Origin of the sequence: Paenibacillus macquariensis, from assembly GCF_900156375.1 — a bacterium.
In the GTDB taxonomy this organism is placed as follows: Bacteria; Bacillota; Bacilli; order Paenibacillales; family Paenibacillaceae; genus Paenibacillus_AQ; species Paenibacillus_AQ macquariensis.
In genome coordinates this window covers 594,274-617,041 of sequence record NZ_FTNK01000001.1, presented here as the reverse complement: position 1 = coordinate 617,041, position 22,768 = coordinate 594,274, and the positions used below count along the sequence as shown (strand labels likewise).

20 protein-coding genes are annotated in these 22,768 nt (G+C 41.7%); 19 read left to right on the top strand and 1 reads right to left on the bottom strand.

Annotated elements, in window-relative coordinates:
• A partial coding sequence (locus BW961_RS02800; protein WP_076576652.1) for a transposase occupies positions 1–265 on the bottom strand: 265 nt, incomplete at its 3' end.
• Positions 266–491: 226 nt separating this feature from the next.
• Here BW961_RS02800 and mraZ point away from each other — a divergent pair.
• From mraZ to BW961_RS02705, 19 genes are all read left to right on the top strand, one after another.
• On the top strand, positions 492–929 hold the full coding sequence (mraZ, locus tag BW961_RS02795) for a division/cell wall cluster transcriptional repressor MraZ (protein ID WP_068590722.1): 438 nt from the start codon (positions 492–494) through the stop codon (positions 927–929).
• Positions 930–948: 19 nt separating this feature from the next.
• On the top strand, positions 949–1,899 hold the full coding sequence (gene rsmH / locus BW961_RS02790) for a 16S rRNA (cytosine(1402)-N(4))-methyltransferase RsmH (RefSeq protein ID WP_068590721.1): 951 nt from the start codon (positions 949–951) through the stop codon (positions 1,897–1,899).
• Positions 1,900–1,942: 43 nt separating this feature from the next.
• Positions 1,943–2,347, top strand: coding sequence for a hypothetical protein (locus tag BW961_RS02785; protein WP_068590720.1), 405 nt, complete (start codon positions 1,943–1,945; stop codon positions 2,345–2,347).
• Between the two features lie 19 nt (positions 2,348–2,366).
• Complete coding sequence (locus BW961_RS02780; RefSeq protein WP_068590718.1) at positions 2,367–4,619, top strand: penicillin-binding transpeptidase domain-containing protein; 2,253 nt, start codon at positions 2,367–2,369, stop codon at positions 4,617–4,619.
• An 88-nt stretch (positions 4,620–4,707) separates the two neighbouring features.
• Complete coding sequence (locus BW961_RS02775) at positions 4,708–6,663, top strand: stage V sporulation protein D (protein WP_068590716.1); 1,956 nt, start codon at positions 4,708–4,710, stop codon at positions 6,661–6,663.
• A gap of 54 nt (positions 6,664–6,717) precedes the next feature.
• Complete coding sequence (locus BW961_RS02770) at positions 6,718–8,202, top strand: UDP-N-acetylmuramoyl-L-alanyl-D-glutamate--2,6-diaminopimelate ligase (protein ID WP_068590715.1); 1,485 nt, start codon at positions 6,718–6,720, stop codon at positions 8,200–8,202.
• A 2-nt stretch (positions 8,203–8,204) separates the two neighbouring features.
• Positions 8,205–9,596, top strand: coding sequence for a UDP-N-acetylmuramoyl-tripeptide--D-alanyl-D-alanine ligase (locus BW961_RS02765; protein WP_326110753.1), 1,392 nt, complete (start codon positions 8,205–8,207; stop codon positions 9,594–9,596).
• Positions 9,597–9,625: 29 nt separating this feature from the next.
• Positions 9,626–10,588: a phospho-N-acetylmuramoyl-pentapeptide-transferase gene (gene mraY / locus BW961_RS02760; RefSeq protein WP_068590713.1), complete on the top strand. Its 963-nt coding sequence runs from the start codon at positions 9,626–9,628 to the stop codon at positions 10,586–10,588.
• A 12-nt stretch (positions 10,589–10,600) separates the two neighbouring features.
• On the top strand, positions 10,601–12,022 hold the full coding sequence (gene murD / locus BW961_RS02755) for a UDP-N-acetylmuramoyl-L-alanine--D-glutamate ligase (RefSeq protein ID WP_068590711.1): 1,422 nt from the start codon (positions 10,601–10,603) through the stop codon (positions 12,020–12,022).
• A 52-nt stretch (positions 12,023–12,074) separates the two neighbouring features.
• Positions 12,075–13,172, top strand: coding sequence for a stage V sporulation protein E (spoVE, locus tag BW961_RS02750; RefSeq protein WP_068590709.1), 1,098 nt, complete (start codon positions 12,075–12,077; stop codon positions 13,170–13,172).
• Positions 13,173–13,351: 179 nt separating this feature from the next.
• On the top strand, positions 13,352–14,257 hold the full coding sequence (murB, locus tag BW961_RS02745) for a UDP-N-acetylmuramate dehydrogenase (RefSeq protein WP_068590707.1): 906 nt from the start codon (positions 13,352–13,354) through the stop codon (positions 14,255–14,257).
• A 16-nt stretch (positions 14,258–14,273) separates the two neighbouring features.
• A complete protein-coding gene (gene murA / locus BW961_RS02740; protein WP_068590705.1) occupies positions 14,274–15,557 on the top strand; it encodes a UDP-N-acetylglucosamine 1-carboxyvinyltransferase in 1,284 nt (427 codons plus the stop codon).
• Positions 15,558–15,614: 57 nt separating this feature from the next.
• The gene (locus BW961_RS02735; RefSeq protein WP_068590703.1) at positions 15,615–16,388 is read left to right on the top strand and encodes a cell division protein FtsQ/DivIB; all 774 of its coding nucleotides are present in this window, start codon (positions 15,615–15,617) and stop codon (positions 16,386–16,388) included.
• A 193-nt stretch (positions 16,389–16,581) separates the two neighbouring features.
• The gene (ftsA, locus tag BW961_RS02730) at positions 16,582–17,850 is read left to right on the top strand and encodes a cell division protein FtsA (protein ID WP_068590701.1); all 1,269 of its coding nucleotides are present in this window, start codon (positions 16,582–16,584) and stop codon (positions 17,848–17,850) included.
• Between the two features lie 58 nt (positions 17,851–17,908).
• Positions 17,909–19,024 (top strand): cell division protein FtsZ, encoded by a 1,116-nt coding sequence (gene ftsZ, locus BW961_RS02725; RefSeq protein ID WP_068590699.1) that lies wholly within the window; start codon positions 17,909–17,911, stop codon positions 19,022–19,024.
• Between the two features lie 280 nt (positions 19,025–19,304).
• On the top strand, positions 19,305–20,285 hold the full coding sequence (spoIIGA, locus tag BW961_RS02720; protein WP_082867655.1) for a sigma-E processing peptidase SpoIIGA: 981 nt from the start codon (positions 19,305–19,307) through the stop codon (positions 20,283–20,285).
• A gap of 189 nt (positions 20,286–20,474) precedes the next feature.
• Positions 20,475–21,197: an RNA polymerase sporulation sigma factor SigE gene (sigE, locus tag BW961_RS02715; protein WP_068537961.1), complete on the top strand. Its 723-nt coding sequence runs from the start codon at positions 20,475–20,477 to the stop codon at positions 21,195–21,197.
• 159 nt (positions 21,198–21,356) lie between these two features.
• On the top strand, positions 21,357–22,139 hold the full coding sequence (sigG, locus tag BW961_RS02710) for an RNA polymerase sporulation sigma factor SigG (RefSeq protein WP_068590695.1): 783 nt from the start codon (positions 21,357–21,359) through the stop codon (positions 22,137–22,139).
• A 245-nt stretch (positions 22,140–22,384) separates the two neighbouring features.
• Positions 22,385–22,714, top strand: a complete 330-nt coding sequence (locus BW961_RS02705; protein ID WP_068590693.1) for a YlmC/YmxH family sporulation protein — start codon at positions 22,385–22,387, stop codon at positions 22,712–22,714.
• Positions 22,715–22,768: the final 54 nt, after the last annotated feature.

Sequence of the window (22,768 nt, the reverse complement as noted above, 5' to 3'; positions counted from 1 at the left end):
TTTCCGCTTCAAGGCGCTTTAGCTTAACCTCAGGATCTTCTGATCGAGTTCTCGGTCTACCAACTCCAGGGCCTATTGCTTTGCCTCTTTTCTCCTCCAGTCCTTTCATTCCCTCCGCTTGAAAATGATTCACCCAACGTCGGACTAAGGAATGGTCGATATCCAATTCTTTACCTACACTCTTGTAGCTCATTCCCTTTTTGAGATAGAGATTGACTGCCTTTTTCTTAAATGTAACATCGTAAGTCTTCCTAATTTCGCCCATAAAAAAATCCCCTCCATAATAGACAGATTAATCGGCTTGCTTTTTTCTGTCTACTATAAGGGGAGCATATCAATATTGGGGGGCTTATTTTTTGTATCCTTTCCTATAACAATAAAAAAACGTTCGTATGAAAGAAGGACTTTGATTTCTAATGGCGAATCTAGTATTGTTAAGTGGTGGAAAGTGGTGCAAAGTGGGGAAATTAGGTTAAGGAGTGAATGGGCCAATGTTTATGGGGGAATATCAGCATAGCATTGATGATAAGGGACGAATGATTATTCCTGTCAAATTCCGTGAACTTCTGGGAACCTCATTTGTTGTTACCCGCGGCTTAGACCATTGCCTATTTGCTTATCCGATAGAAGAATGGGCACTCTTAGAACAGAAACTCAAATCACTTCCGCTGATGAAATCAGATGCACGTGCGTTCACACGATTTTTTTTCTCGGGTGCGACCGAATGCGAATGGGATAAACAGGGTAGGGTAAACTTACCGGGAAACTTAAGAGAATATGCTAAATTGGATAAAGAGTGTGTTGTACTCGGCGTATCGAACCGTATGGAAATTTGGAGTAAATCGATTTGGAATGCGTATTACGATCAATCCGAAGAAGCGTTTAACGATATAGCTGAGAAATTAGTCGATTTTAACTTTGATTTATAATAGTCTGGAGGGTTGCATCTTGTTTCATCACATCACGGTACTTAAAGAAGAAGCCACAGAAGGACTTCGTATAAAAAGAGACGGCATTTATGTCGATTGTACTTTAGGAGGCGCGGGACACAGCTCCCTGATTGCGTCCAAACTTGGAGAATATGGAAGATTAATTGGATTGGATCAGGATGATTGGGCACTGGAAGCTGCAAAGGAAAAGTTAGCCCCTTATAGTGATCGAATATCTTTAGTGAAAACCAACTTTCGTTATTTAGAAGAAGCTTTGAAGGAACTCGCTGTCCCGCAGAAGGATGGAATTCCTCAAGTTGATGGTATTTTGTTCGATCTGGGTGTCTCATCACCACAGTTTGACGAAGGAGAGCGTGGATTTAGTTATAACCATGATGCTCCATTAGATATGAGGATGGATCAGTCGGCAGAGTTGACCGCAGATACGATCATCAATACATGGTCTGAAAAAGAGATCGCTAGGGTGTTATTCCAATATGGAGAAGAGAAGTTCTCGCGTCGTATTGCTAAATTAATTATTGAGCGTCGGGAGAAAAAACATATTGAAACCACAGGTGAACTAGTGGAGATTATCAAGGACGGTATTCCGGCCGCAGCACGAAGAACAGGCGGACATCCTGCCAAACGTAGCTTTCAAGCGCTAAGGATTGCAGTCAATGATGAACTTGGGGCTTTCGAAGATGGATTACATCAAGCTGTACGCTGTTTGGCACCAGGTGGGAGAATCTCTGTAATCACCTTCCATTCCTTGGAAGACCGTATTTGCAAACAAATACTTAGTAGTTATGTTCCGAAATGTACTTGTCCACCTGATTTTCCAATGTGTGTATGTGGAAGTGAAGGTCAAATAAAACTTATTAATCGTAAACCGATGATTCCTAGTGAATTAGAGCTTGAAGAGAACTCACGTGCAAGATCAGCTAAGCTTCGGGTCGCGGAGAAACTGTAATTTCAAATTGATAAGCAGTGATGCTCAAGAAAGGAAGTAACTAATGGCTTATACGCGTGGGAATTTAGCAGTAAAACCAAAACCAGTCGAGCGGGTTTCTCCTGGATATCGTGAACAGACTAAAGTTGTAACACGCCGAACATTCATTCCGATGAAGGAAAAAATGCTGTATTTATTAACTGTATTAGTATGTGTAGCTGTTGCAAGCCTTGTGATTTGGCGATACGCACATATCTATGATCTTAATAAACAGAGCCAAAGAATGAATAGTGACATCAGAAAAAACAAGTTGGAAATATCTAAGTTGGAGCTTAAGAAGCAGACCCTTAAAGAAACTATTGTTGAAACGGCGATTAAAGAAGGTTATGTCCTACCGCCCGAGCACAGTATCATTCATGTACCTCGTGTTGCAGGTTCTACTGACGTTGCTGAGACATCGAAAAAATAGTGGATGTGAGGGTTGTCTGATGATAAAAAGAATAAAGTTACGAACACTGCTTATAGGAGGATTTATAACCCTCCTCTTTGCTATTTTAATAACTAGAGTCTTCTTAATTCAAGTCGTTAACGGAGACATTTGGCATGAGAGGGCTATCGCGAAGTGGTCCAAGCAAGATAAAATTGCGGCTACACGTGGCACAATTACAGATCGAAACGGTGAAGCACTTGCGATTGATGCGCCTGCCTATACCGTGACGGTGAATCCTTTGGTTATTCATGAGAATGGTATTGAAGATAAAGTGGTTGCAGGGTTACAGCGTATTCTTGGTAAAAATGAAGCTGAACTGCGAAAATTGGTTACAGCGACAACGACAGATCCAAAAAAGATCACACCCAATAATAAGGAAGGCTACCTGACAAGTCGTGAGGTCCGTACAGAAGGTTTGAAAATCAATCAAGAAAAGAAAGAACAAGTGGATGCCTTAATTAAAGAAATAAAGGATCAGCTGAAGAAAGATAAGAAAAAAAATGCGGATGCAGGGATTGGTTTGATTAAAGAACAGAAGCGTTATTATCCCAATAACAGTCTAGCAGCGCATGTTATAGGTTTTGTAGATCGTGATGGTAAGGCGATTTCAGGTCTTGAGGCATTTTATAACACTGAACTCGAAGGCAAAGAGGGATCTATTAATTACCAAAGTGATGGGCAGTTAGACAAGTTACCGAATGCAAATGAGGTTTATGTTCCTGCGGTCAATGGTACAAACTTCAAGCTGACCATTGACGATACGATACAGTATTATATTGAAGATGCCATGAAAGAGGCTTATGCGAAATATAATCCAATCAGTATGACGGTGATCGCAGCAGATCCTAATACGATGGAAATTCTAGGGATGGCGAATATGCCTACCTTTAATCCTAACTCCTACTGGGAAACACCAGATAGTTATAGAAACCTTGCCGTAAGTGCGTTGTATGAACCGGGATCTACATTTAAAATTGTTACGTTGGCAGGGGCTATTGAAGAGAAGTTGGTCAAGCCGACAGACCACTATTTATCTGGAGGTATTAGAATAAAGGGTACCAAGACAGTGCTTCATGATAAGAAGCATGCAGGTTGGGGTGAAATTTCATACTTAGAGGGTGTAAAACGTTCAAGTAACGTTGCATTTGTGAAGATGGGTTTCGAAATGTTAGGCAAGGAACGATTGCTTAATTACATTAATAATTTTGGTTTCGGGAAGAAAACAAAAATTGATTTGCCAGGTGAAGCTTCCTGGGCGATTAATTTGCCAGGTAATGTAGAAGTTGCAACAGCATCCTATGGGCATGGGGTCAACGTTACACCTATACAGCAAATCACGGCCATCGCTGCCATTGCCAATGGGGGGAAGTTGCTGCAGCCACATATTATTAAAGAGAGGTATAATCCGAACAATGGAGTGACAAAACCATATATGCCTGAAGAGGAGGGTCGCCAGGTAATATCTCCAGCGGCTGCTAAAGAAACAGGTAGTTATCTAGAGCAGGTTGTTGCCGACCAAGAGAAAGGAACTGGACGAAATGCTTACATTGATGGATATAGAGTAGCAGGTAAAACAGGTACTGCGGTTAAAAATATTAAAGGTAAATATGATTATGACAAGTCAGTCGTTTCTTTTATTGGTTATGCTCCTGTGAATGATCCGAAGATTGCTGTCATTGTCATTATAGATGAGCCAGCTGATGCGAATGCAGGTGGGGGATCTGCGGCTGCACCTGTATTCAAAAAAATTGTTTCTCAATCGCTACAATATATGAATGTTCCAAAAGTATTTTCAGCTAGTTCAGCAAATGATGCTCAAAATTCTAAGAAGAGTAGTAATCCGGTTACAGTTAAATCTAAAGCTCCGGAATTGGTAGGGAAGACGATTGATTCAGCAAGGAAAGAATTGTTGAATACAGGTATTGCTTACGAGACTTTAGGAACAGGTAATAAGGTGATTAGACAATTCCCAGCCAAAGGCTCTATCATGAATGATGGGCAACGGATATATCTGCTAACTGAAGAGAGTAAGACGATGAAAATACCTGATTTAAAGGGTGAATCTCTACTTGATGCATTGCAGGTATTGACGTTAATGGAATTGACAGTTAACGTAGATGGCGAAGGTTATGTCACCGAACAAAAAGTAATAGAGGATCAAGGTAAGCGTAAAGTACAATTAACTCTGAGCCCTTCTAATACAGTGGTTGATGAGATTGACAAAGAAGATGATAATAAGGAAACAGAGTAGCGTATAGAGCTTGTTCTAAGCCCTAGTTGTCCTGAATATTGATGATATAACACGTATCATGAGATCAGGATTACTAGGAGGGTTCGCGATGAAAGTTTCAAATGTGACGCTGAGACGGAGGCTACTGTGGAGCTTGCTGCTCTTTTGCGTGCTGTTTGTAGCATTAATGGTTAGATTGGCTTATGTTCAACTCGGACAAGGTAAGGAGTTGTCTGAGAAAGCAGAGGATTTATGGCGCAGACAACTTCCCTTCACTGCCAAAAGAGGAGAGATCCTTGATCGAAACGGAACAGCCTTGGCCTACAATATCAGTTCACCTACGGTGTGGGCGATACCTGTTCAGGTGAAGGAACCTGAAAAGACGGCAATGGCATTATCACCTCTGATCGGTATGAGCCAGGAGAAAATTCTTGAGAAACTCAAGAAAAAGAAGTCTATGAATGTAAAACTACAACCCGGTGGACGTAAGATCACGATGGAGCTCGCTCAGAAAATCCGTGATTTGAAGCTACCGGGTATCATTGTTGCAGAGGACAATAAAAGGTATTATCCTTATGGAGATTTGGCAGCTCATATTCTAGGATTCACCGGAATTGATAATCAGGGAATAACAGGTGTTGAAAAGAAATATGATGATAAATTAAAAGGATTCGATGGCAACATATCCTATCTATCTGATGCTGGAGGAAGGCTTATGCCTGGTTCCTCTGAGAAATACGCAGAGCCCAAAGATGGCCTGAGTCTTGAACTAACCATTGATAAGTCGATTCAGTCGATTATGGAACGTGAGTTGGATCAAGCTATGGTAAAGCTTCAAGCAAGAGGCGCTTGGTCCATTGCGATGAATCCCAAAACAGGAGAAATTCTCGGTATGGCTAGTCGACCTGGATATGAGCCGGCACAATATAAGGAATATCCCGCGGAAGTCTACAATCGAAACTTACCGATATGGATGACTTATGAGCCGGGATCTACTTTTAAAATCATTACGCTAGCTGCCGCTTTAGAGGAGAAGAAAGTGGATTTAGAGAAGGATACATTCTTTGATCCAGGATATGTTAAAGTGGGCGGAGCTAAGCTAAGATGCTGGAAAAAGGGTGGGCATGGCAGTGAGACTTTCCTAGAAGTTGTGGAGAATTCCTGTAATCCTGGCTTTGTAGAATTAGGCCAAAGACTGGGCAAAGAAACGCTTTTTAAATATATACGCAATTTCGGCTTTGGTTCTAAGACAGGCATTGATTTAGATGGAGAAGAAAATGGAATACTGTTCAAATTGGCTAATGTTGGAACCGTGGAACTTGCGACTACATCCTTTGGGCAAGGGGTCTCTGTTACTCCAATACAACAAGTAGCAGCGGTATCAGCGGCGATCAATGGTGGGAACTTATACAAACCTTATGTTTCGAAGGCTTGGATTAACTCGGACACGAATACCATTGTAGAGGAAACGGAACCAGAGCTAGTCAGACGGGTGATCTCCGAAGAAACATCTCGTAAAGTTAGAGAGGCATTAGAAAGTGTCGTAGCCAAAGGGACGGGACGTCCAGCTTTTATCGATGGTTATCGTGTAGGAGGAAAGACAGGGACAGCACAGATCGTAGTTAATGGTCGTTATTCGGCCACAGAACATATTGTGTCATTTATTGGTTTTGCACCAGCAGATGATCCTCAAATTGTCGTATATACCGCAGTAGATAATCCAAAAGGCATCCAATTTGGTGGTGTAGTTGCTGCTCCTATTGTACAAAATATACTAGAGGACTCGCTCCATTATATGAAAGTGCCACAACGTAAAGATCAGATAACGAAAGAATACAAATATGGTGAGACCAAGATCGTCACGGTACCTGATCTAGTTGGTGCATCTGTTCAAGATTTGTACGAAGATTTGAATATGAACTTCATGCTCTCTAAATCAGGAAGTGGTACGGTAGTGGTAAGTCAGGCTCCTAAACCAGGTAGTAGGGTGGACCAAGGATCAACGATTCGTATTTATATGGGTAGCGCTGAGGCCGATACAGGCGTTGGAGATAAGGCACCTTAGGGTGCCTAACATTCGTCAAATATGACGATAATTGAAATAAGTGAGGGATTATAGATGAGACTTAATGAATTGGCTTCAACATTAACAATCAAACACATCATAGGTAGTGTAGATATTAGAGTTTCTGGCATACAGACGGATTCCCGAAAGGTAACTGAAGGGGATTTATTCATTTGTTTACCAGGCCACACGGTTGACGGACACATCTATGCTCAGCAAGCTATGGAAAAAGGGGCTGCGGCACTTGTTGTTGATCATCAATTGGATATCGACCTACCACAAATTATCGTTAAGGATTGCCGCTACGCTATGGCTGTACTTGCAGATGCATTCTTCGGATCACCTAGCAAACAGATGAAAGTTATTGGAATCACAGGCACGAACGGTAAAACAACTACAGCTTATTTGATTGAGAAAATTATGAATGATCATAACGTGAAAACAGGGCTGATCGGTACGATTCAGATGCGTTATGGTGGCCGCACATTCCCCATGTCAGGTACAACACCTGAGGCGTTAGAATTACAGCGTTCGCTACATGATATGGCAGCTAGTGGTACTCGCTGCTGCGTAATGGAAGTATCCTCCCATGCCTTAGAACAAGGTCGGGTAAAGGGAACGGATTTCCGCACGGCTATTTTTACGAATCTTACACAGGATCATCTGGATTATCACAACACCATGGATGAGTATCGTGCTGCCAAAGGATTGTTCTTTTCCCGCATGGGGAACGCCTTCCAAAATATTCAGGACAAACGAAAGTATGCTGTGCTGAATGCAGATGATCCTGCATCAACGTATTTCAGAAATATAACATCGGCGGAAGTTGTAACGTATGGTTTAGAGGAAGGTGTCGATGTTCGTGCAACAGGGATTGTCATAAGCGCGCAAGGTACTGATTTTCATGTGGATTCCTTCAATGGGAGTACGGATATAAAGCTTAAGATGGTCGGTAAGTTTAATGTCTACAATGCACTAGGAGCTATAACGGCAACGCTACTAGAAGGTGTTCCGCTTCATGAAATTAAACGTAGCTTGGAATCCTTAAGCGGTGTTGATGGCCGTGTTGAATCCGTGGAGGCAGGACAGCCTTTTGCCGTTATTGTTGATTATGCACATACACCGGATGGACTTGAGAATGTATTAAAGACAGTGAATGAATTCGCTGTAGGTCGGGTATTAACTGTGTTCGGCTGTGGTGGTGACCGCGACAAGACCAAGCGTCCAATTATGGGGAAAATCGCAGCGAAGTATAGTGATGTTGTATTCGTAACTTCGGATAATCCGCGTACAGAAGATCCTGAATCCATCTTGAAGGATATCGAACAAGGGCTTATTGATGACCAAGTACCTCAAGAGAACTATCTATTGATCGAAGATCGACGGGTAGCTATTCAAAAAGCTATTGATATGGCAAGCCCTGAAGATGTAGTATTGATTGCGGGGAAAGGTCATGAGACCTACCAACTAATCGGACAGACGACTCATGATTTCGATGATCGTATCGTCGCAAAAGAAGCGATAAGGGGTATACAATAGTGATTAATAAAACGTTAGGTGAAATGGCTATCATGTGTGGTGGGACGATCAGTCATGAACAGGTTCGTCACAAGGTTATACAGGGAGTGATCACAGATTCTCGCCATATTGCGGCGGGATGTTTATTTGTGCCAATTGTAGGTGAACGTTATGACGGCCATGATTTTGCACTTGTGGGATTGGAAAGCGGGGCAGGTGCTACGTTATGGCAACGTGATCGAGGTCAATGCCCAGAAGGAAGTGTCATTGAAGTCGAAGACACGCTAGTGGCTTTACAGTTGCTTGCTAAAGCGTACTTGAAAGAAGTAGGTTGTAAAGTTGTTGGCATTACAGGAAGCAACGGGAAGACAACGACAAAAGATATAGTGTCTGCACTACTGGATACGACATACAAAGTACACAAGACCAAGGGGAACTTTAATAATCACATCGGTCTTCCACTTACAATTCTGAGCATGGATCCGGACGTAGATATCGTAGTATTAGAGATGGGCATGAGTGGACGAGAAGAGATTGAGACATTATCTTCTATAGCACAACCGGACGTTGCGCTTATTACGAATATCGGTGAATCCCACCTTTTACAATTGGGATCGCGTAAAGAAATTGCACGAGCGAAGTTAGAAATTGTTAGTGGATTGAAATCAGGTGGGTTACTTATTTATAACGGTGATGAGCCTCTCATTCCTGAGGTATTGGATGAATTGCAAGCGGTGAAACTATCAGACTTACACACCTTCACATTTGGTTTGGATTCAAAGAGCGATGATTATCCAACAGGGATGATGTTCCATAGCAAAGGCATTATATTTACATCCTATGTTCATAAGGATCTCAGCATAGATTTACCTCTATTTGGGCGCCACAATGTGGTTAACTGTTTAGCAGCACTTGCAGTTGCACGTTTTTTTAATATAAGCGATGAGTGTATCAAAGATGGGTTATCTCGGTTGCAATTGACAGGAATGCGTATTGAGCATGTTGTCTCTGCAAGAGGGTTAACTTTACTCAATGATGCCTATAATGCAAGTCCAACATCTATGAAAGCTGCTATCGATGTACTTGAAAGTATGAAAGGGTACCGTCGCAAAATTGCAGTACTCGGGGACATGCTGGAGCTTGGATCGCAAGATAAAGAATATCATGCTGAAATCGGAACTTACGTTACGCCTGACAAAATAAATGTGCTATATACATACGGGGCATTGTCTACCTATATAGCCGAAGCTGCAAGGGTGAATCTCCCTGAGGCTGATGTACATGCTTTTACAGATAAAGCTGCACTTATTAATCATCTTGTAGAACACATTCACCCTAAAGATATCGTGCTGGTAAAAGCCTCACGTGGGATGAAGCTAGAAGAAGTAGTAAATGCTCTTGTTGAGAAGTGTTAGCAAATCTGACAAACTGAAGAGGTGAAACTATGGACATTAAATTATTATTACTAACAATCGGTGTATCCTTTATTCTAGCGGTGATTGCTGCACCTATACTCATTCCTTTGTTGCGCCGTATGAAGTTTGGACAGCAGATAAGGCAGGATGGTCCTGAGAGTCATTTAGCCAAAGCAGGAACACCCACAATGGGTGGAATTGTTATCTTATTAGCATTTACTTTATCTTTTTTGAAATTTTCTATTGTGAATACTGATTTCTATGTATTACTTGTTGCAACACTTGGATTTGGGTTGATTGGTTTTCTTGATGATTATATTAAAATTGTATTCAAACGATCGCTCGGATTGACATCTCGACAGAAGTTAGTTGGGCAATTACTCTTCTCGGGTATTGTATGTTATCTACTTTTTCAAAATGGGCACGACACATCGATTAGCATACCAGGTACCTCATGGGGGTTTGACTGGGGTGGTTGGTTTTATTACCCATTCATCATCTTTATGCTTCTTGCGATTAGTAATGCTGTGAACTTTACGGATGGGCTAGATGGATTGTTATCTGGCGTGAGTGCCATTGCTTTCGGTGCATTTGCTTTAGTGGCTATGCAAGCGACTTCTCTTCCAGCAGCCTTCTGTGCGGCAGCAATGATCGGTGCTGTATTAGGTTTCTTAGTCTTCAATGCACATCCTGCAAAAGTGTTTATGGGAGATACAGGATCATTAGGTATTGGGGGAGCCATCGGTGCGATTGCGATTGTGACCAAAAGTGAATTGTTATTCCTCATTATTGGAGGGATATTCGTTATAGAGATGCTTTCTGTGGTTCTACAAATTGGATCATTTAAGCTACGAGGTAAACGAATTTTCAAAATGAGCCCTATTCACCATCACTTTGAGCTTTCAGGTTGGTCGGAATGGCGAGTTGTTATCACATTTTGGGCTGTGGGCCTCGTATTAGCAGGTCTCGGAATTTATATTAACAAGGGGTAAGGGGTTGTAATTATGAATCATCCAGACACATACAGAGATAAGCAAGTCGTTGTACTCGGACTTGCGAAGAGTGGTGTGGAAGTCGCTAAAGTTCTCCATAAAATGGGGGCTTTGGTCACCGTTAATGATAAAAAAGAGATAGATCAGTGTCCCGAAGCTTCTGAACTAGAGGTTTTGGGAATTTCTGTTATTTGCGGATCTCATCCGAGTGAACTCATCCATCATGGTATTGATTTGGTTGTAAAGAATCCGGGTATTCCGTATTCTGTTCCTCCTTTAGTTAAGGCTATAGAACTTGGAATTGAAATCGTTACGGAAGTGGAAGTGGCCTATTATTTATCTGAGGCACCGATGATTGGAATAACAGGTTCTAATGGTAAGACGACCACCACCACATGGGTTGGTAACATCCTCCGTTCAGCGGGAATGTCTCCAATCGTAGCAGGCAACATTGGCACGCCTCTTTGTGCTGCTGTAGAAGGCGCCACTGAGGATGATTGGATGGTCGTTGAGCTAAGTAGCTTTCAACTGAAAGGGACACAACAGTTCCGACCACGTATTGGCTGTCTGCTCAATGTTGCTGAGACACACTTGGATTATCATGGAGGCATGGAGGATTATATTTCTTCCAAGGCTAATATGTTCGCGAACCAAAACAAAGATGATCTTGCGATCCTCAATTGGGACGATTCATACTGTCGCAGTCTAATTCCTCATATGAAAGCTAGAATTTTACCTTTTTCTGTGAGAGAAGAGTTAGTAGAGGGGGTATATGTCAGCCCACCTTATATTGCTAACACCGAGGATTCAGTGATGCGTACCGTATTATATCGTGATAAAGAAGGAAGAACGCATGAGATCATCCCTGTAGAAGATATCGGTCTCCCAGGGCGTTTTAACGTTGAGAATGCTCTTGCTGCATGTGCTATAGCTATAGCAGCAGGGGTTTCAATAGATCAACTATCATCGCCACTATCTTCCTTTCGAGGTGTAGAGCATCGTCTTGAATATGTCAAAGAGACAAAGGGTGTCTCTTATTACAACAATTCTAAAGCAACGAATTCCAAAGCGACTACGATGGCTCTTACATCCTTTAAGAACCCAATCGTATTAATTGCGGGTGGACTAGATCGTGGTTCAGATTATATGGAATTGCTAACTGTATTTGGTGAGAGAGTCAAAGCGGTTGTATTACTGGGAGAAACGAAACATAAAATTGCAAAAGTAGCCGAACTCGCTGGATTAAAGGTCATTTCCATCGTCGATACTGTAGAGGACTCCGCCACGACATTGATCACGGCCGTGAATGAAGCAGCAACACTCGCAGAACCTGGAGATATTGTTCTATTATCTCCAGCATGTGCAAGCTGGGATATGTTTACTTCATATGAGGAACGTGGACGCATTTTTAAAGAGGCGGTGCATAATCTTTAAGTAGGGGGGATGTGGATAAGCCCCTACTTTCTCTAACACGAGGTGGCTTTTCATGAATAAAACTCGCCAAAGCCTAGATCTATGGCTCCTGCTATGTATTCTTGGTCTACTCACAATTGGAATTATTATGGTGCAGAGCGCAGGTTCTGTCCTTGGTTTCCATAATTATGGAGATTCTTATTATTTTGTTAAGCGCCAGGCTTTATTCGCGGGCTTAGGTCTTGTGGCAATGTTTGTTACAGCGAACCTTGATTATCGATTCTGGCTGAAATATGCCAAAGTGGGCCTAATAATCTGTTTCATTCTTCTCATTATGGTGCTTATTCCTGGGATTGGTAATGTAAGAGGGGGAGCGCGTAGTTGGCTTGGTATTAGTTCGTTTGGCATTCAACCATCAGAGTTTATGAAGCTTGGAATGATATTATTTCTTGCGAAATGGTTAAGTCAGGAAAATTACAATATCTCTTCATTCACCAAAGGACTCCTTCCTCCACTTGGGTTAATCGGGACTGCATTTGGACTGGTTATGATGCAACCGGATTTAGGAACGGGTAGTGTTATGTTTGGGGCATCTCTTATGATCGTATTTACGGCGGGTGCTCGAATGAAACATCTTGGCATGCTTGGACTTGTGGGTATCGCAGGATTTGCTGGACTTATTTTGGCAGCACCGTATCGGCTGAAACGGATCACAGCATTCCTCGATCCATGGTCAGATCCATTAGGGGCTGGGTATCAAATTATACAATCGCTGTATGCGATAGGCCCTGGTGGGCTCGGTGGCTTAGGACTCGGCATGAGTCGTCAAAAGTACAGTTATGTGCCGGAGCCACAAACAGATTTTATTTTTTCTATATTGGCCGAAGAGCTTGGGTTTATTGGTGGCATGATTGTATTACTACTATTTCTGATTCTCGTATGGCGTGGCATGCGTGTTGCTATGACGATCTCAGATAGCTTTGGAAGTTTACTTGCTGTTGGCATTGTTGGAATGGTTGCGATACAAGTGATCGTTAATATTGGTGTCGTGATCGGAATGATGCCCGTGACAGGGATTACGCTCCCCTTAATCAGTTATGGGGGATCATCGTTGACACTGATGCTCACAGCACTAGGTATACTGCTAAATATATCTCGTTATGCAAGGTGAACATGATTGGACTTGTTAAAAGCGAGTTGCGATTGTCACACACCTATGTAGGATGACATAAGATACCTTATAATCGTGATAATCGCCCAGGACACGGCAGCATCGCACTAGATACCAAATGGCCTCCTGAATTCATTGAGAAATGTAAAATTTCGGTTGGATGATAAGGAGGGATTTCGTTGCAGCAATGGACATCGCTATTGTTGGAGACAAACATCGGGGAAGTACACCTGAATGAACCCATGACAAAACACACGACATGGAGAATCGGGGGTCCTGTCGATGCCTTCATTGTTCCTGAAACGAGAGAACAACTGCAAGAACTTATTACTTTACTCCATCATCATGGAATTCCATGGATTCAGATTGGTCGCGGATCTAATATGCTTGTTTCCGATAAGGGGATTCGTGGAGTCGTTATCAAACTGGGTTCAGGATTGGAATATGCTAAATTCCAGGAGGAAACCGTAACTGCAGGTGGTGGTTGCTCATTTGTGAAATTGAGCTTCCTGAGCGGCAGACATGGATTAACGGGTTTAGAGTTTGCAGGTGGGATTCCCGGTTCTGTTGGTGGAGCCGTATATATGAACGCTGGAGCCCATGGGTCTGATGTATCACGCATATTCAAGTCCGCTGAGATTGTACTGGAAACAGGAGAATTGGTGTCTTATGCTGCTGAGGAAATGGACTTTGCTTATCGTCACTCTGTTCTGCACGAGCGCAAGGGAATTGTAGTTGAAGCTACAATCGGGCTTAAGTTTGGAGAACGTAGAGAAATAGCAGCCGCTTTAGCATCGTACAAGGATCGCCGTAGGCGTACACAACCACTGCAGATGCCCTGTGCGGGCAGTGTGTTTCGTAATCCAACGGGAGATTACGCTGCAAGGCTTATAGAGGCTGTGGGGCTTAAGGGCTACCGAGTCGGTGGTGCAGAGATTTCATTGCAGCATGCCAATTTTATTGTAAATACCGGGCAAGCGACAGCAGAGGACGTGCTCACCATTATGCACGAAATTCAGAAACGGATTGATTCTGAGAATGGTATCTCGTTGGTACCAGAAGTGTTTATAGTGGGTGAGCGGTAAACTCGGAGGTGATACATTGGACAAATTGGTGATTGAGGGAGGCAAAACCCTATCAGGAACCGTGCGTATCCATGGGTCCAAAAATGCCGCACTGCCAATTCTAGCTGCATGTATGCTGGCTGATGGTATAGTTCATTTGCATAATGTCCCTCGGTTATTGGATATTGAAGTTATGATGAACATCCTGAATCGGCTGGGGTGCCAAACACAACATGAGCAAGAAATGGTCATTGTGGATACGTCGACCGCCAATTCGTTTCATGTACCGGATGACTTAATGAAACAAATGCGATCATCTATTTTTTTAATGGGCCCTTTACTTGCTAGGTTTGGAGAAGTGACGATTTACCAGCCTGGAGGATGTGCGATCGGAGAGCGAAAGATTGATCTTCATCTAAAAGGGTTAAGAGCATTAGGTGCAGTCATTGAAGAACAAGATCAGCAGATTCTTTGTAAAGCTCGCAAGCTAGTAGGAGCAGATATTCATTTGGATTTCCCTAGTGTTGGTGCTACGGAGAACATTATGATGGCAGCAGCAATGGCTGAAGGGACTACAGTCATTACAAATGCGGCTAGAGAACCTGAAATTCAGGACCTTCAGAACTTCCTGAACCAGATGGGAGCAAGTATAATTGGAGCTGGAACAGATACCATCACGATTCAAGGCGTAAAGAAGCTGCGTCCGTGCACGTATGAAATCATTCCAGATCGTATTGTAGCGGGAACGGTCATGATTGCTGCTGCCGCAACTCGTGGTAATGTGACGTTAACGCATTGCAATTCATCACATCTCACCTCATTGATTCATGTCCTGAAGCGCGCTGGTGTTCAAATAGGTGTGTGCAATGATATAATGACCGTAAGCTGTATGGGGCGTCCCAAAGCAGTGGAACGGATTATTACTTCACCATACCCATCATTTCCAACAGATCTGCAATCCCAAGTCATGGTACTATTAACTTTATCAGATGGTTTTAGTGTGATGAAGGAGACCGTATTTGAAGGAAGATTCAAACATGTCGACGAGTTGACTGTCATGGGTGCTGATATTTCTATAGATCTCAATTACGCGTTTATACGTGGGGTTCAAAGATTATATGGAGCGACGGTTGAGGCTACAGATTTGAGAGCAGGAGCTGCATTAGTTATTGCTGGATTGGCGGCACAAGGCAAGACCATTGTAGAGCAGGTGCACCATATTGACCGGGGATATGATCATATTGAACAATTATTCCAGAAGCTTGGAGCTGATATTCACAGACAGACTCCGGTGTCCGATCGTTTAGATTTGGCCAACTAAGGTCCTGCTTATCCCCTCCGTGAAGAGGGGATAAGAGGCATTTTATGGAGAGTTGATATGTCAAAGACATCTATACCAGTTCTTAAACCTAATAAATTCAGAAAAATGAAAACCAGTCGTAAAATTATGTTTATTCTCTTGTTATTCTGTTTAGTTCTTCTTGCCGTACTTTTTTTTAGATCTCCGATTAGCAAAATCTCCGAAATTCAATTTCAGGGAAATGTATTCGCTACGAAAGAGCAGTTATTACAAGCGGGAGAGTTCAATGTAGGTGATCAATTCTTTGGGGTTTCGGCAGCTACTTTGGAGGCTAGATTATTGGACGTGAAATCGGTTCAGAACGTAACGGTGGACAAGCAGTTCCCCGGCGTTATACAGATACAGGTTCAAGAGCATACAACGGTTGCCTATGAGTTAGGACAAGAGGGATCACTCATGGCTATTTTATCGAATGGGGTTATGGTGCCTGTAAAAACGAGTGGTATTGCTATAGAGAAGCCAATATTAACGCAATGGAATCCAACAGATCCTTATAAATTGGAACTGAGTCAAGTTCTCGGTGCGATTCCTAATCAATTGACTTCGGATATATCAGAGATTATGCCATCTCCTACAGTTTCTTTTCCAGATCGTATCAAACTGTATACGCGTTCCAAATTTGAAGTGATTACTGCTGTATCTCTACTTAAGGATAAAGTAGAATATCTCAATCAAGTGATAGAGACAGAAGAACCTGGGCTTATTACAATGCTTGAGGCTGATTCATACGTTCCTTTCTTGAGCGGAGACAGCGTACCTGAGAATGGGGATGGGACTACTAATAACGAATAAAAAATGCTACAATTAGTTTTGTGGACAAGTCTATTTGTTTGCTTTTCTTATAATATTAATAATTTGATAGCTGACAATATGTGATATGTAAAAAAAATGTAGAAAAAAGAGGGAAAAAGAAAGTCGTGTTGAATAATTATTAAGAACGTCTTTCCAATTCGCTTTTCATTTCAAAAAATAGGAGGTGCCACGGTTGAGCAACAATGACATCATTGTTAGTTTGGACATCGGTACATCCAAAGTTCGTGCTATTATTGGGGAAGTAACTAATGGAACCTTTAATATTATTGGAGTTGGATCTGCCGACTCAGAAGGAATTCGCAAAGGTGCAATTGTAGATATTGACCAGACCGTACAATCGATCCGCAGTGCAGTAGATCATGCGGAACGTATGGTTGGTATTCAAATATCTGAAGTATATGTCGGCATTTCCGGGAATCATATTGGACTTCAAACAAGCCACGGTGTTGTGGCTGTATCGAACGAGGATCGGGAAATTGGAGAAGAGGACATTGAACGCGTTCTCAAAGCTGCAGAAGTTGTTGCTTTACCTCCTGACCGGGAAATTATTGATGTTGTCGCTAAGCAATACGTTGTGGATGGTCTTGAAGGAATTCAGGATCCACGAGGTATGATTGGCGTTCGTTTAGAAGTGGAAGCAATTATTATTACGGGGGCAAAACCGGCCATACATAATCTTTTACGGTGTGTAGAGAAATCGGGCTTGAAGATCAAAGATCTAGTTCTAATGTCTTTGGGAGCAGGTCAAATGTCTTTATCAAAAGACGAGAAAACCATGGGTTCTGTACTTGTTGATATCGGTGCTGGAAATACAAGCATTGCTGTTTTTGAAGCTGGAACTATGGTCGCGACTTCAACATTACCTATTGGCGGGGAGTACGTAACCAATGATATTGCCTATGGATTACGGACGTTAACGGATCAAGCTGAGAAGGTTAAGTTAAAATACGGGTGTGCTTTAGTAGACGATGCTGCTCCAGATGTTATTTTCAAAGTAACTCGAATTGGGAGTAACGTTGAAAAAGAATTCAGTCAACAAGATTTGGCTGCTATTGTTGAGCCTCGGATTCAAGAAATTTTCCATCTCCTTCATCAAGAAGTGAAACGTCTAGGTTACAGTGAACTTCCTGGAGGTTATATACTCACAGGAGGCACAGTTTCGATGCCTGGTGTATTGCAGGTTGCACAGGCTGAGCTTGCTGCTTCTGTACGGATTGCAGTACCGGATTATATAGGGGTCAGAGATCCAGGGTTTACGAGTGGTGTTGGTATCCTTCACAATGTTATACGTAATATTCGTGGACGTAACAATGCAATTACCAATGCTAAAAAACAACCAATCCGGAATAACAACAAGGTGAATCCTACATCTAACCAAGGAAAGACACAAAAAACGGGGTTGGTAGAGCGCTTAAAAAACATGTTCAGTGAATTTATATAAGGTGTTCATATAACTGTGAACGTGCCATCCATGTACAACGAGGGGGAGATGGAATAATATGTTGGAATTTGACTTTGAAATGGAAAGCTTAGCTCAGATTAAAGTAATTGGTGTTGGTGGTGGGGGTAGTAACGCTGTCAACCGAATGATTGAGAATGGTGTGCAAGGTGTTGAGTTTATCACGGTTAATACGGATGCTCAAGCACTGCATATGGCTAAATCAGAACACAAGCTACAGATCGGTGATAAGCTAACAAGGGGTCTTGGCGCGGGTGCTAATCCTGAGGTCGGCAAGAAGGCTGCTGAAGAATCTAGAGATTTGATCTCGAACACGCTAAAAGGCGCGGATATGGTGTTTGTCACAGCAGGAATGGGTGGCGGAACGGGTACGGGTGCGGCTCCTGTAATCGCTGAGATTGCAAGAGAGTGTGGAGCGCTGACAGTAGGCGTTGTTACGCGTCCTTTTACATTTGAAGGTCGTAAACGTTTCTCCCAAGCTGAGCTAGGGATTGAAGCTCTGAAAGAAAAAGTAGATACATTGATTGTTATTCCTAATGATCGTCTATTGGAAATCGTAGATAAAAAGACACCGATGTTAGAAGCATTCAGAGAAGCTGATAATGTTCTTCGCCAAGCGGTACAGGGGATATCAGACCTTATTGCTGTTCCTGGTCTAATCAACCTTGACTTTGCAGACGTGAAGACGATTATGACAGAGCGTGGGTCTGCACTAATGGGTATTGGTGTAGCATCAGGTGAGAACCGTGCCGCTGAGGCAGCTCGTAAGGCTATTATGAGTCCATTACTAGAAACTTCTATCGAGGGAGCTCGTGGTGTCATCATGAATATTACGGGTGGTTCAAATCTGTCTCTGTATGAAGTGAACGAAGCAGCAGAGATCGTTACATCAGCATCGGATCCAGATGTGAATATGATATTTGGTGCCATTATTGATGAAGATTTGAAAGACGATATTAAAGTCACAGTTATTGCTACAGGATTTGAGCATAAACAAGCAGCACCACACGCTCAAATTCGCAAACCTGGAACACCAGACAATGAGCCTGTTGAGAATCGCAATAATAATTTGCGTCCATTTGGTAATCAGCCAAGTAATGATCAACTGGATATTCCTACATTTCTGCGGAATCGTTCACGCAATAACAACGAATAATTTGCACATTATCTATCATGATATATGAAAAGTCCGTTTTCTTTTTAAAGAAATCGGGCTTTTTTGTTTTCTTCCTATTCTTCCACGCTCCATTTTAGAATCCTTCTTCCATGAACTAACCTCTATCGACAAAAAAAAATCGCGATTGCTTCCAGGTTTAGACAGACTTTGGAAGTTAGTTTTTCTATACTAAACACATCTCCTAAAGACCAAAAGGAATAGAGTTTAAAAACACTGGCTTTTCTACCTCTATGATTCAAAGCTCAGGCAGGTGAGGGCAATGGTTGTCTATATCGATCTTATTTTTATTACTAATCTACTTATTGATGGAACTCTATTGTGGTTGACTGGTTGGATGCGCAAAATAAAAACGCCTTGGTGGCGAATTTCTTTATCAGCCTTGTTAGGTGCCCTTTATGTCATCATGATGTTCGTTCCCGGGCTTACGTTCATGTATACCTTTCTCATAAAGTTCGGGCTTTCATTGATAATGTTGTGGATTGCCTTCGGTTTTGGGAGTCTTCAACACTATATGAGGAACATGGGGGCATTTTATATTATTAATTTTGCCGCGGCTGGTGGGATTATTGGCATTCATTATCTGTTGCAAAATTCAAGTGATCTCTGGAGCGGAATTTGGTATACAACATCGGGGGGGCTGTCATTCGAACTGAAGATTGGATTTTGGTTTATGCTTATCGTTTTTATTATCGTTGTTTTTTGGTTTAAAATTGTGCAATCTTCCAAACGTAAATTGGATAATAGGCATGTGTATTTTGCGGAAGTGAAAGTGAATATAGGTAGCGAACAGGTGAAATGTACGGGACTATTAGATACAGGTAATCAGTTGTGTGATCCTTTAACACGAATACCGGTTATGGTGATGGAGGCTTCTTTATGGGGAGATCATTTACCTGCCTCATGGAGGGATAAACTAGCTGAAGGAGATGCGGACAAACTGGTCATGGAGCTTGGAGACGAATCATCTTTTGCTTGGCAGGACCGTTTGAGGTTAGTACCTTATCGGGGAGTGAATCGAGGGTCAGCGTTTATGTTAGCTTTAAAACCAGATTCTGTTGAAATCTGTATGGACGGTAAAACAACCACAAGCACTAGAGTGTTAGTTGGACTTGATGGAGGCACGCTTTCTTCCGAAAAGGCATATAGGGCGATTATTCACCCTGACTTGATACATGACGGAAACCCAGCTACAGATGCCGTTACGACTCTGGCAACAACTTCTATCCCACCTATTAGCTAATATAGTAGGAAAGCTCGAGATTATGATTGTAAAAGATAGTTTCTTATGAAACTTAAAATTATGCTTACGATGTTAGTTTCCTAAGGAAACTTTTGATGATGCCTACGATGTTAGTTTTCTTACAGAAAACTCAAAGACGATGCTTACGAAGATAAGTTTCCTGAGGAAACTCATAGGAGGAAAGAAATCATGTTGGTAAAATGGAAATTAGTGGTACAAATTCAATATTATCGTGCGCTCTTCTTATTTGGACTTAAAAGTGAAGAAATATACTACATAGGAGGGAGTGAGGCTCTTCCTCCGCCTCTAACACGTGAGGAAGAAGAGTACTTACTACAAAGGCTTTCCACAGGCGACTCAGCAATCCGTGCAATGTTGATTGAACGTAATTTGAGATTGGTCGTATATATCGCTCGTAAATTTGAGAATACAGGTATCAATATTGAAGATTTGGTATCCATTGGAGCTATCGGTCTGATTAAGGCTGTTAATACGTTTGATCCTGAGAAGAAAATAAAATTAGCTACGTATGCTTCACGTTGTATTGAGAATGAAATACTAATGTATTTGCGTCGTAATAATAAAATTCGTAGTGAAGTGTCATTTGATGAACCTTTAAATATTGATTGGGATGGGAATGAACTATTACTTTCCGATGTATTAGGTACTGAGAATGATACAATTTATCGTAATATTGAGGAGCAAGTAGACCGTAAATTATTGCATAAAGCACTTGATAAGCTGACAGAACGAGAGCGTACAATCATGGAACTTCGATTCGGACTACAGGATGGTGAGGAGAAGACTCAAAAGGATGTAGCAGATATGTTAGGGATTTCTCAGTCCTATATTTCTCGATTGGAGAAGAGAATTATTAAACGTCTACGTAAGGAATTTAATAAGATGGTGTAACAGATAGATTGAATTAAAGTCTGTGCTCACACGTTCCTTCATTTCTAAAGAGAATCATGAATATGGTAGTTCAATCTATATAGATTCATCGAGTAGGAATAAATTGAGCCTCTGGGGAGATAATGTACATTAATGTTTCTTCTTGGGAGGTAAATCATCATGACCCGAAACAAAGTTGAAATCTGTGGGGTAGATACTGCCAAACTTCCCGTACTAACGAATGTGGAAATGCGGGAATTGTTCCATGCCCTTCAGCAAAATAATGAACGTTCAGCTAGGGAAAAATTAGTAAATGGTAACTTAAGGTTGGTACTGAGTGTTATTCAACGGTTTAATAATCGGGGGGAATTTGTCGACGATTTATTTCAGGTAGGTTGTATTGGACTAATGAAGGCTATTGATAATTTTGATTTAGGACAAAATGTTAAATTCTCAACGTATGCGGTACCCATGATTATTGGGGAAATTCGACGGTATTTACGGGATAACAATCCTATAAGAGTATCACGCTCTTTACGTGACATAGCATATAAAGCACTTCAAGTCCGTGACTCCTTAACGAATCAAAATTGCAGAGAACCTACTATCTTTGAAATTTCTGCCGCACTTAATGTTCCTAAGGAAGATGTGGTGTTCGCTTTGGATGCCATTCAGGATCCAGTATCGTTATTCGAACCCATTTACCATGATGGTGGTGATCCCATTTATGTGATGGATCAGATTAGTGACGATAAGAACAAAGATGTTTCGTGGATTGAAGAAATTGCATTAAGAGAAGCTATGCATAGATTAGGACAACGAGAAAAGATGATCCTCTCCATGCGATTTTTTGAAGGTAAAACTCAGATGGAGGTTGCAGATGAAATTGGCATCTCGCAAGCTCAAGTATCTAGGTTAGAGAAGTCAGCCATTCAGCAAATGCAGAAACATGTCAAATCTTAACATAAAAGTCTGTGATATAAGCAGTAACGGCTATAACGGCCCTTCTCAAAGAGGGGACCTGTTTCAAAGGAAATATAAGGAATGGAGTGTCAAGTGAAACATATACTTTCCTATATTTAAAAGTATCTCTAAAAAGCGATCCTAATGGGATTGCTTTTTTTTTGACTTTCTCACAATAAAAAAGACATTTCGCCCAGACCCCACATATATTAAATATATAACTATATTTATGAAGGTGTGAAGCTATGATTCCAGAAAAGAAAATGGTGGGGATGATGATGAAAATCTCCGATTTTCAAACCAAGGATGTTATTAATATTGTAGACGGCAAACGATTAGGCCAAATCAGCGATTTAGAGCTTGACCTTCGGCAGGGTAGAATTGAGGCGATCGTCGTGCCTAGCTATAGTAGATTCATGGGTTTATTTGGTGGTCGTAGTGATCTTATTATTCCTTGGAATAATATTGTGAAGATAGGGTCAGATGTCGTTTTGGTGAAAATGGAGGAAGTGAAGGCTCTGGAACAAGATAAGGATATGGATCGATTGGATCGAATTGATCGTCGATCGTATTAACCGTTAATACCTGAAATTCTCGGCAGTAACCTGTCTTTCTTAAACAGCTCTTTA

Bases quoted from the DNA above. Each gene is read 5' to 3' on its own strand.
- mraZ (WP_068590722.1), top strand. From the start codon at position 492: ATGTTTATGGGGGAATATCAGCATAGCATTGATGATAAGGGACGAATG.
- BW961_RS02785 (WP_068590720.1), top strand. From the start codon at position 1,943: ATGGCTTATACGCGTGGGAATTTAGCAGTAAAACCAAAACCAGTCGAG.
- BW961_RS02780 (WP_068590718.1), top strand. From the start codon at position 2,367: ATGATAAAAAGAATAAAGTTACGAACACTGCTTATAGGAGGATTTATA.
- BW961_RS02775 (WP_068590716.1), top strand. From the start codon at position 4,708: ATGAAAGTTTCAAATGTGACGCTGAGACGGAGGCTACTGTGGAGCTTG.
- BW961_RS02770 (WP_068590715.1), top strand. From the start codon at position 6,718: ATGAGACTTAATGAATTGGCTTCAACATTAACAATCAAACACATCATA.
- mraY (WP_068590713.1), top strand. From the start codon at position 9,626: ATGGACATTAAATTATTATTACTAACAATCGGTGTATCCTTTATTCTA.
- murD (WP_068590711.1), top strand. From the start codon at position 10,601: ATGAATCATCCAGACACATACAGAGATAAGCAAGTCGTTGTACTCGGA.
- spoVE (WP_068590709.1), top strand. From the start codon at position 12,075: ATGAATAAAACTCGCCAAAGCCTAGATCTATGGCTCCTGCTATGTATT.
- BW961_RS02735 (WP_068590703.1), top strand. From the start codon at position 15,615: ATGTCAAAGACATCTATACCAGTTCTTAAACCTAATAAATTCAGAAAA.
- ftsZ (WP_068590699.1), top strand. From the start codon at position 17,909: ATGTTGGAATTTGACTTTGAAATGGAAAGCTTAGCTCAGATTAAAGTA.
- spoIIGA (WP_082867655.1), top strand. From the start codon at position 19,305: ATGGTTGTCTATATCGATCTTATTTTTATTACTAATCTACTTATTGAT.
- sigE (WP_068537961.1), top strand. From the start codon at position 20,475: ATGTTGGTAAAATGGAAATTAGTGGTACAAATTCAATATTATCGTGCG.
- sigG (WP_068590695.1), top strand. From the start codon at position 21,357: ATGACCCGAAACAAAGTTGAAATCTGTGGGGTAGATACTGCCAAACTT.
- BW961_RS02705 (WP_068590693.1), top strand. From the start codon at position 22,385: ATGATTCCAGAAAAGAAAATGGTGGGGATGATGATGAAAATCTCCGAT.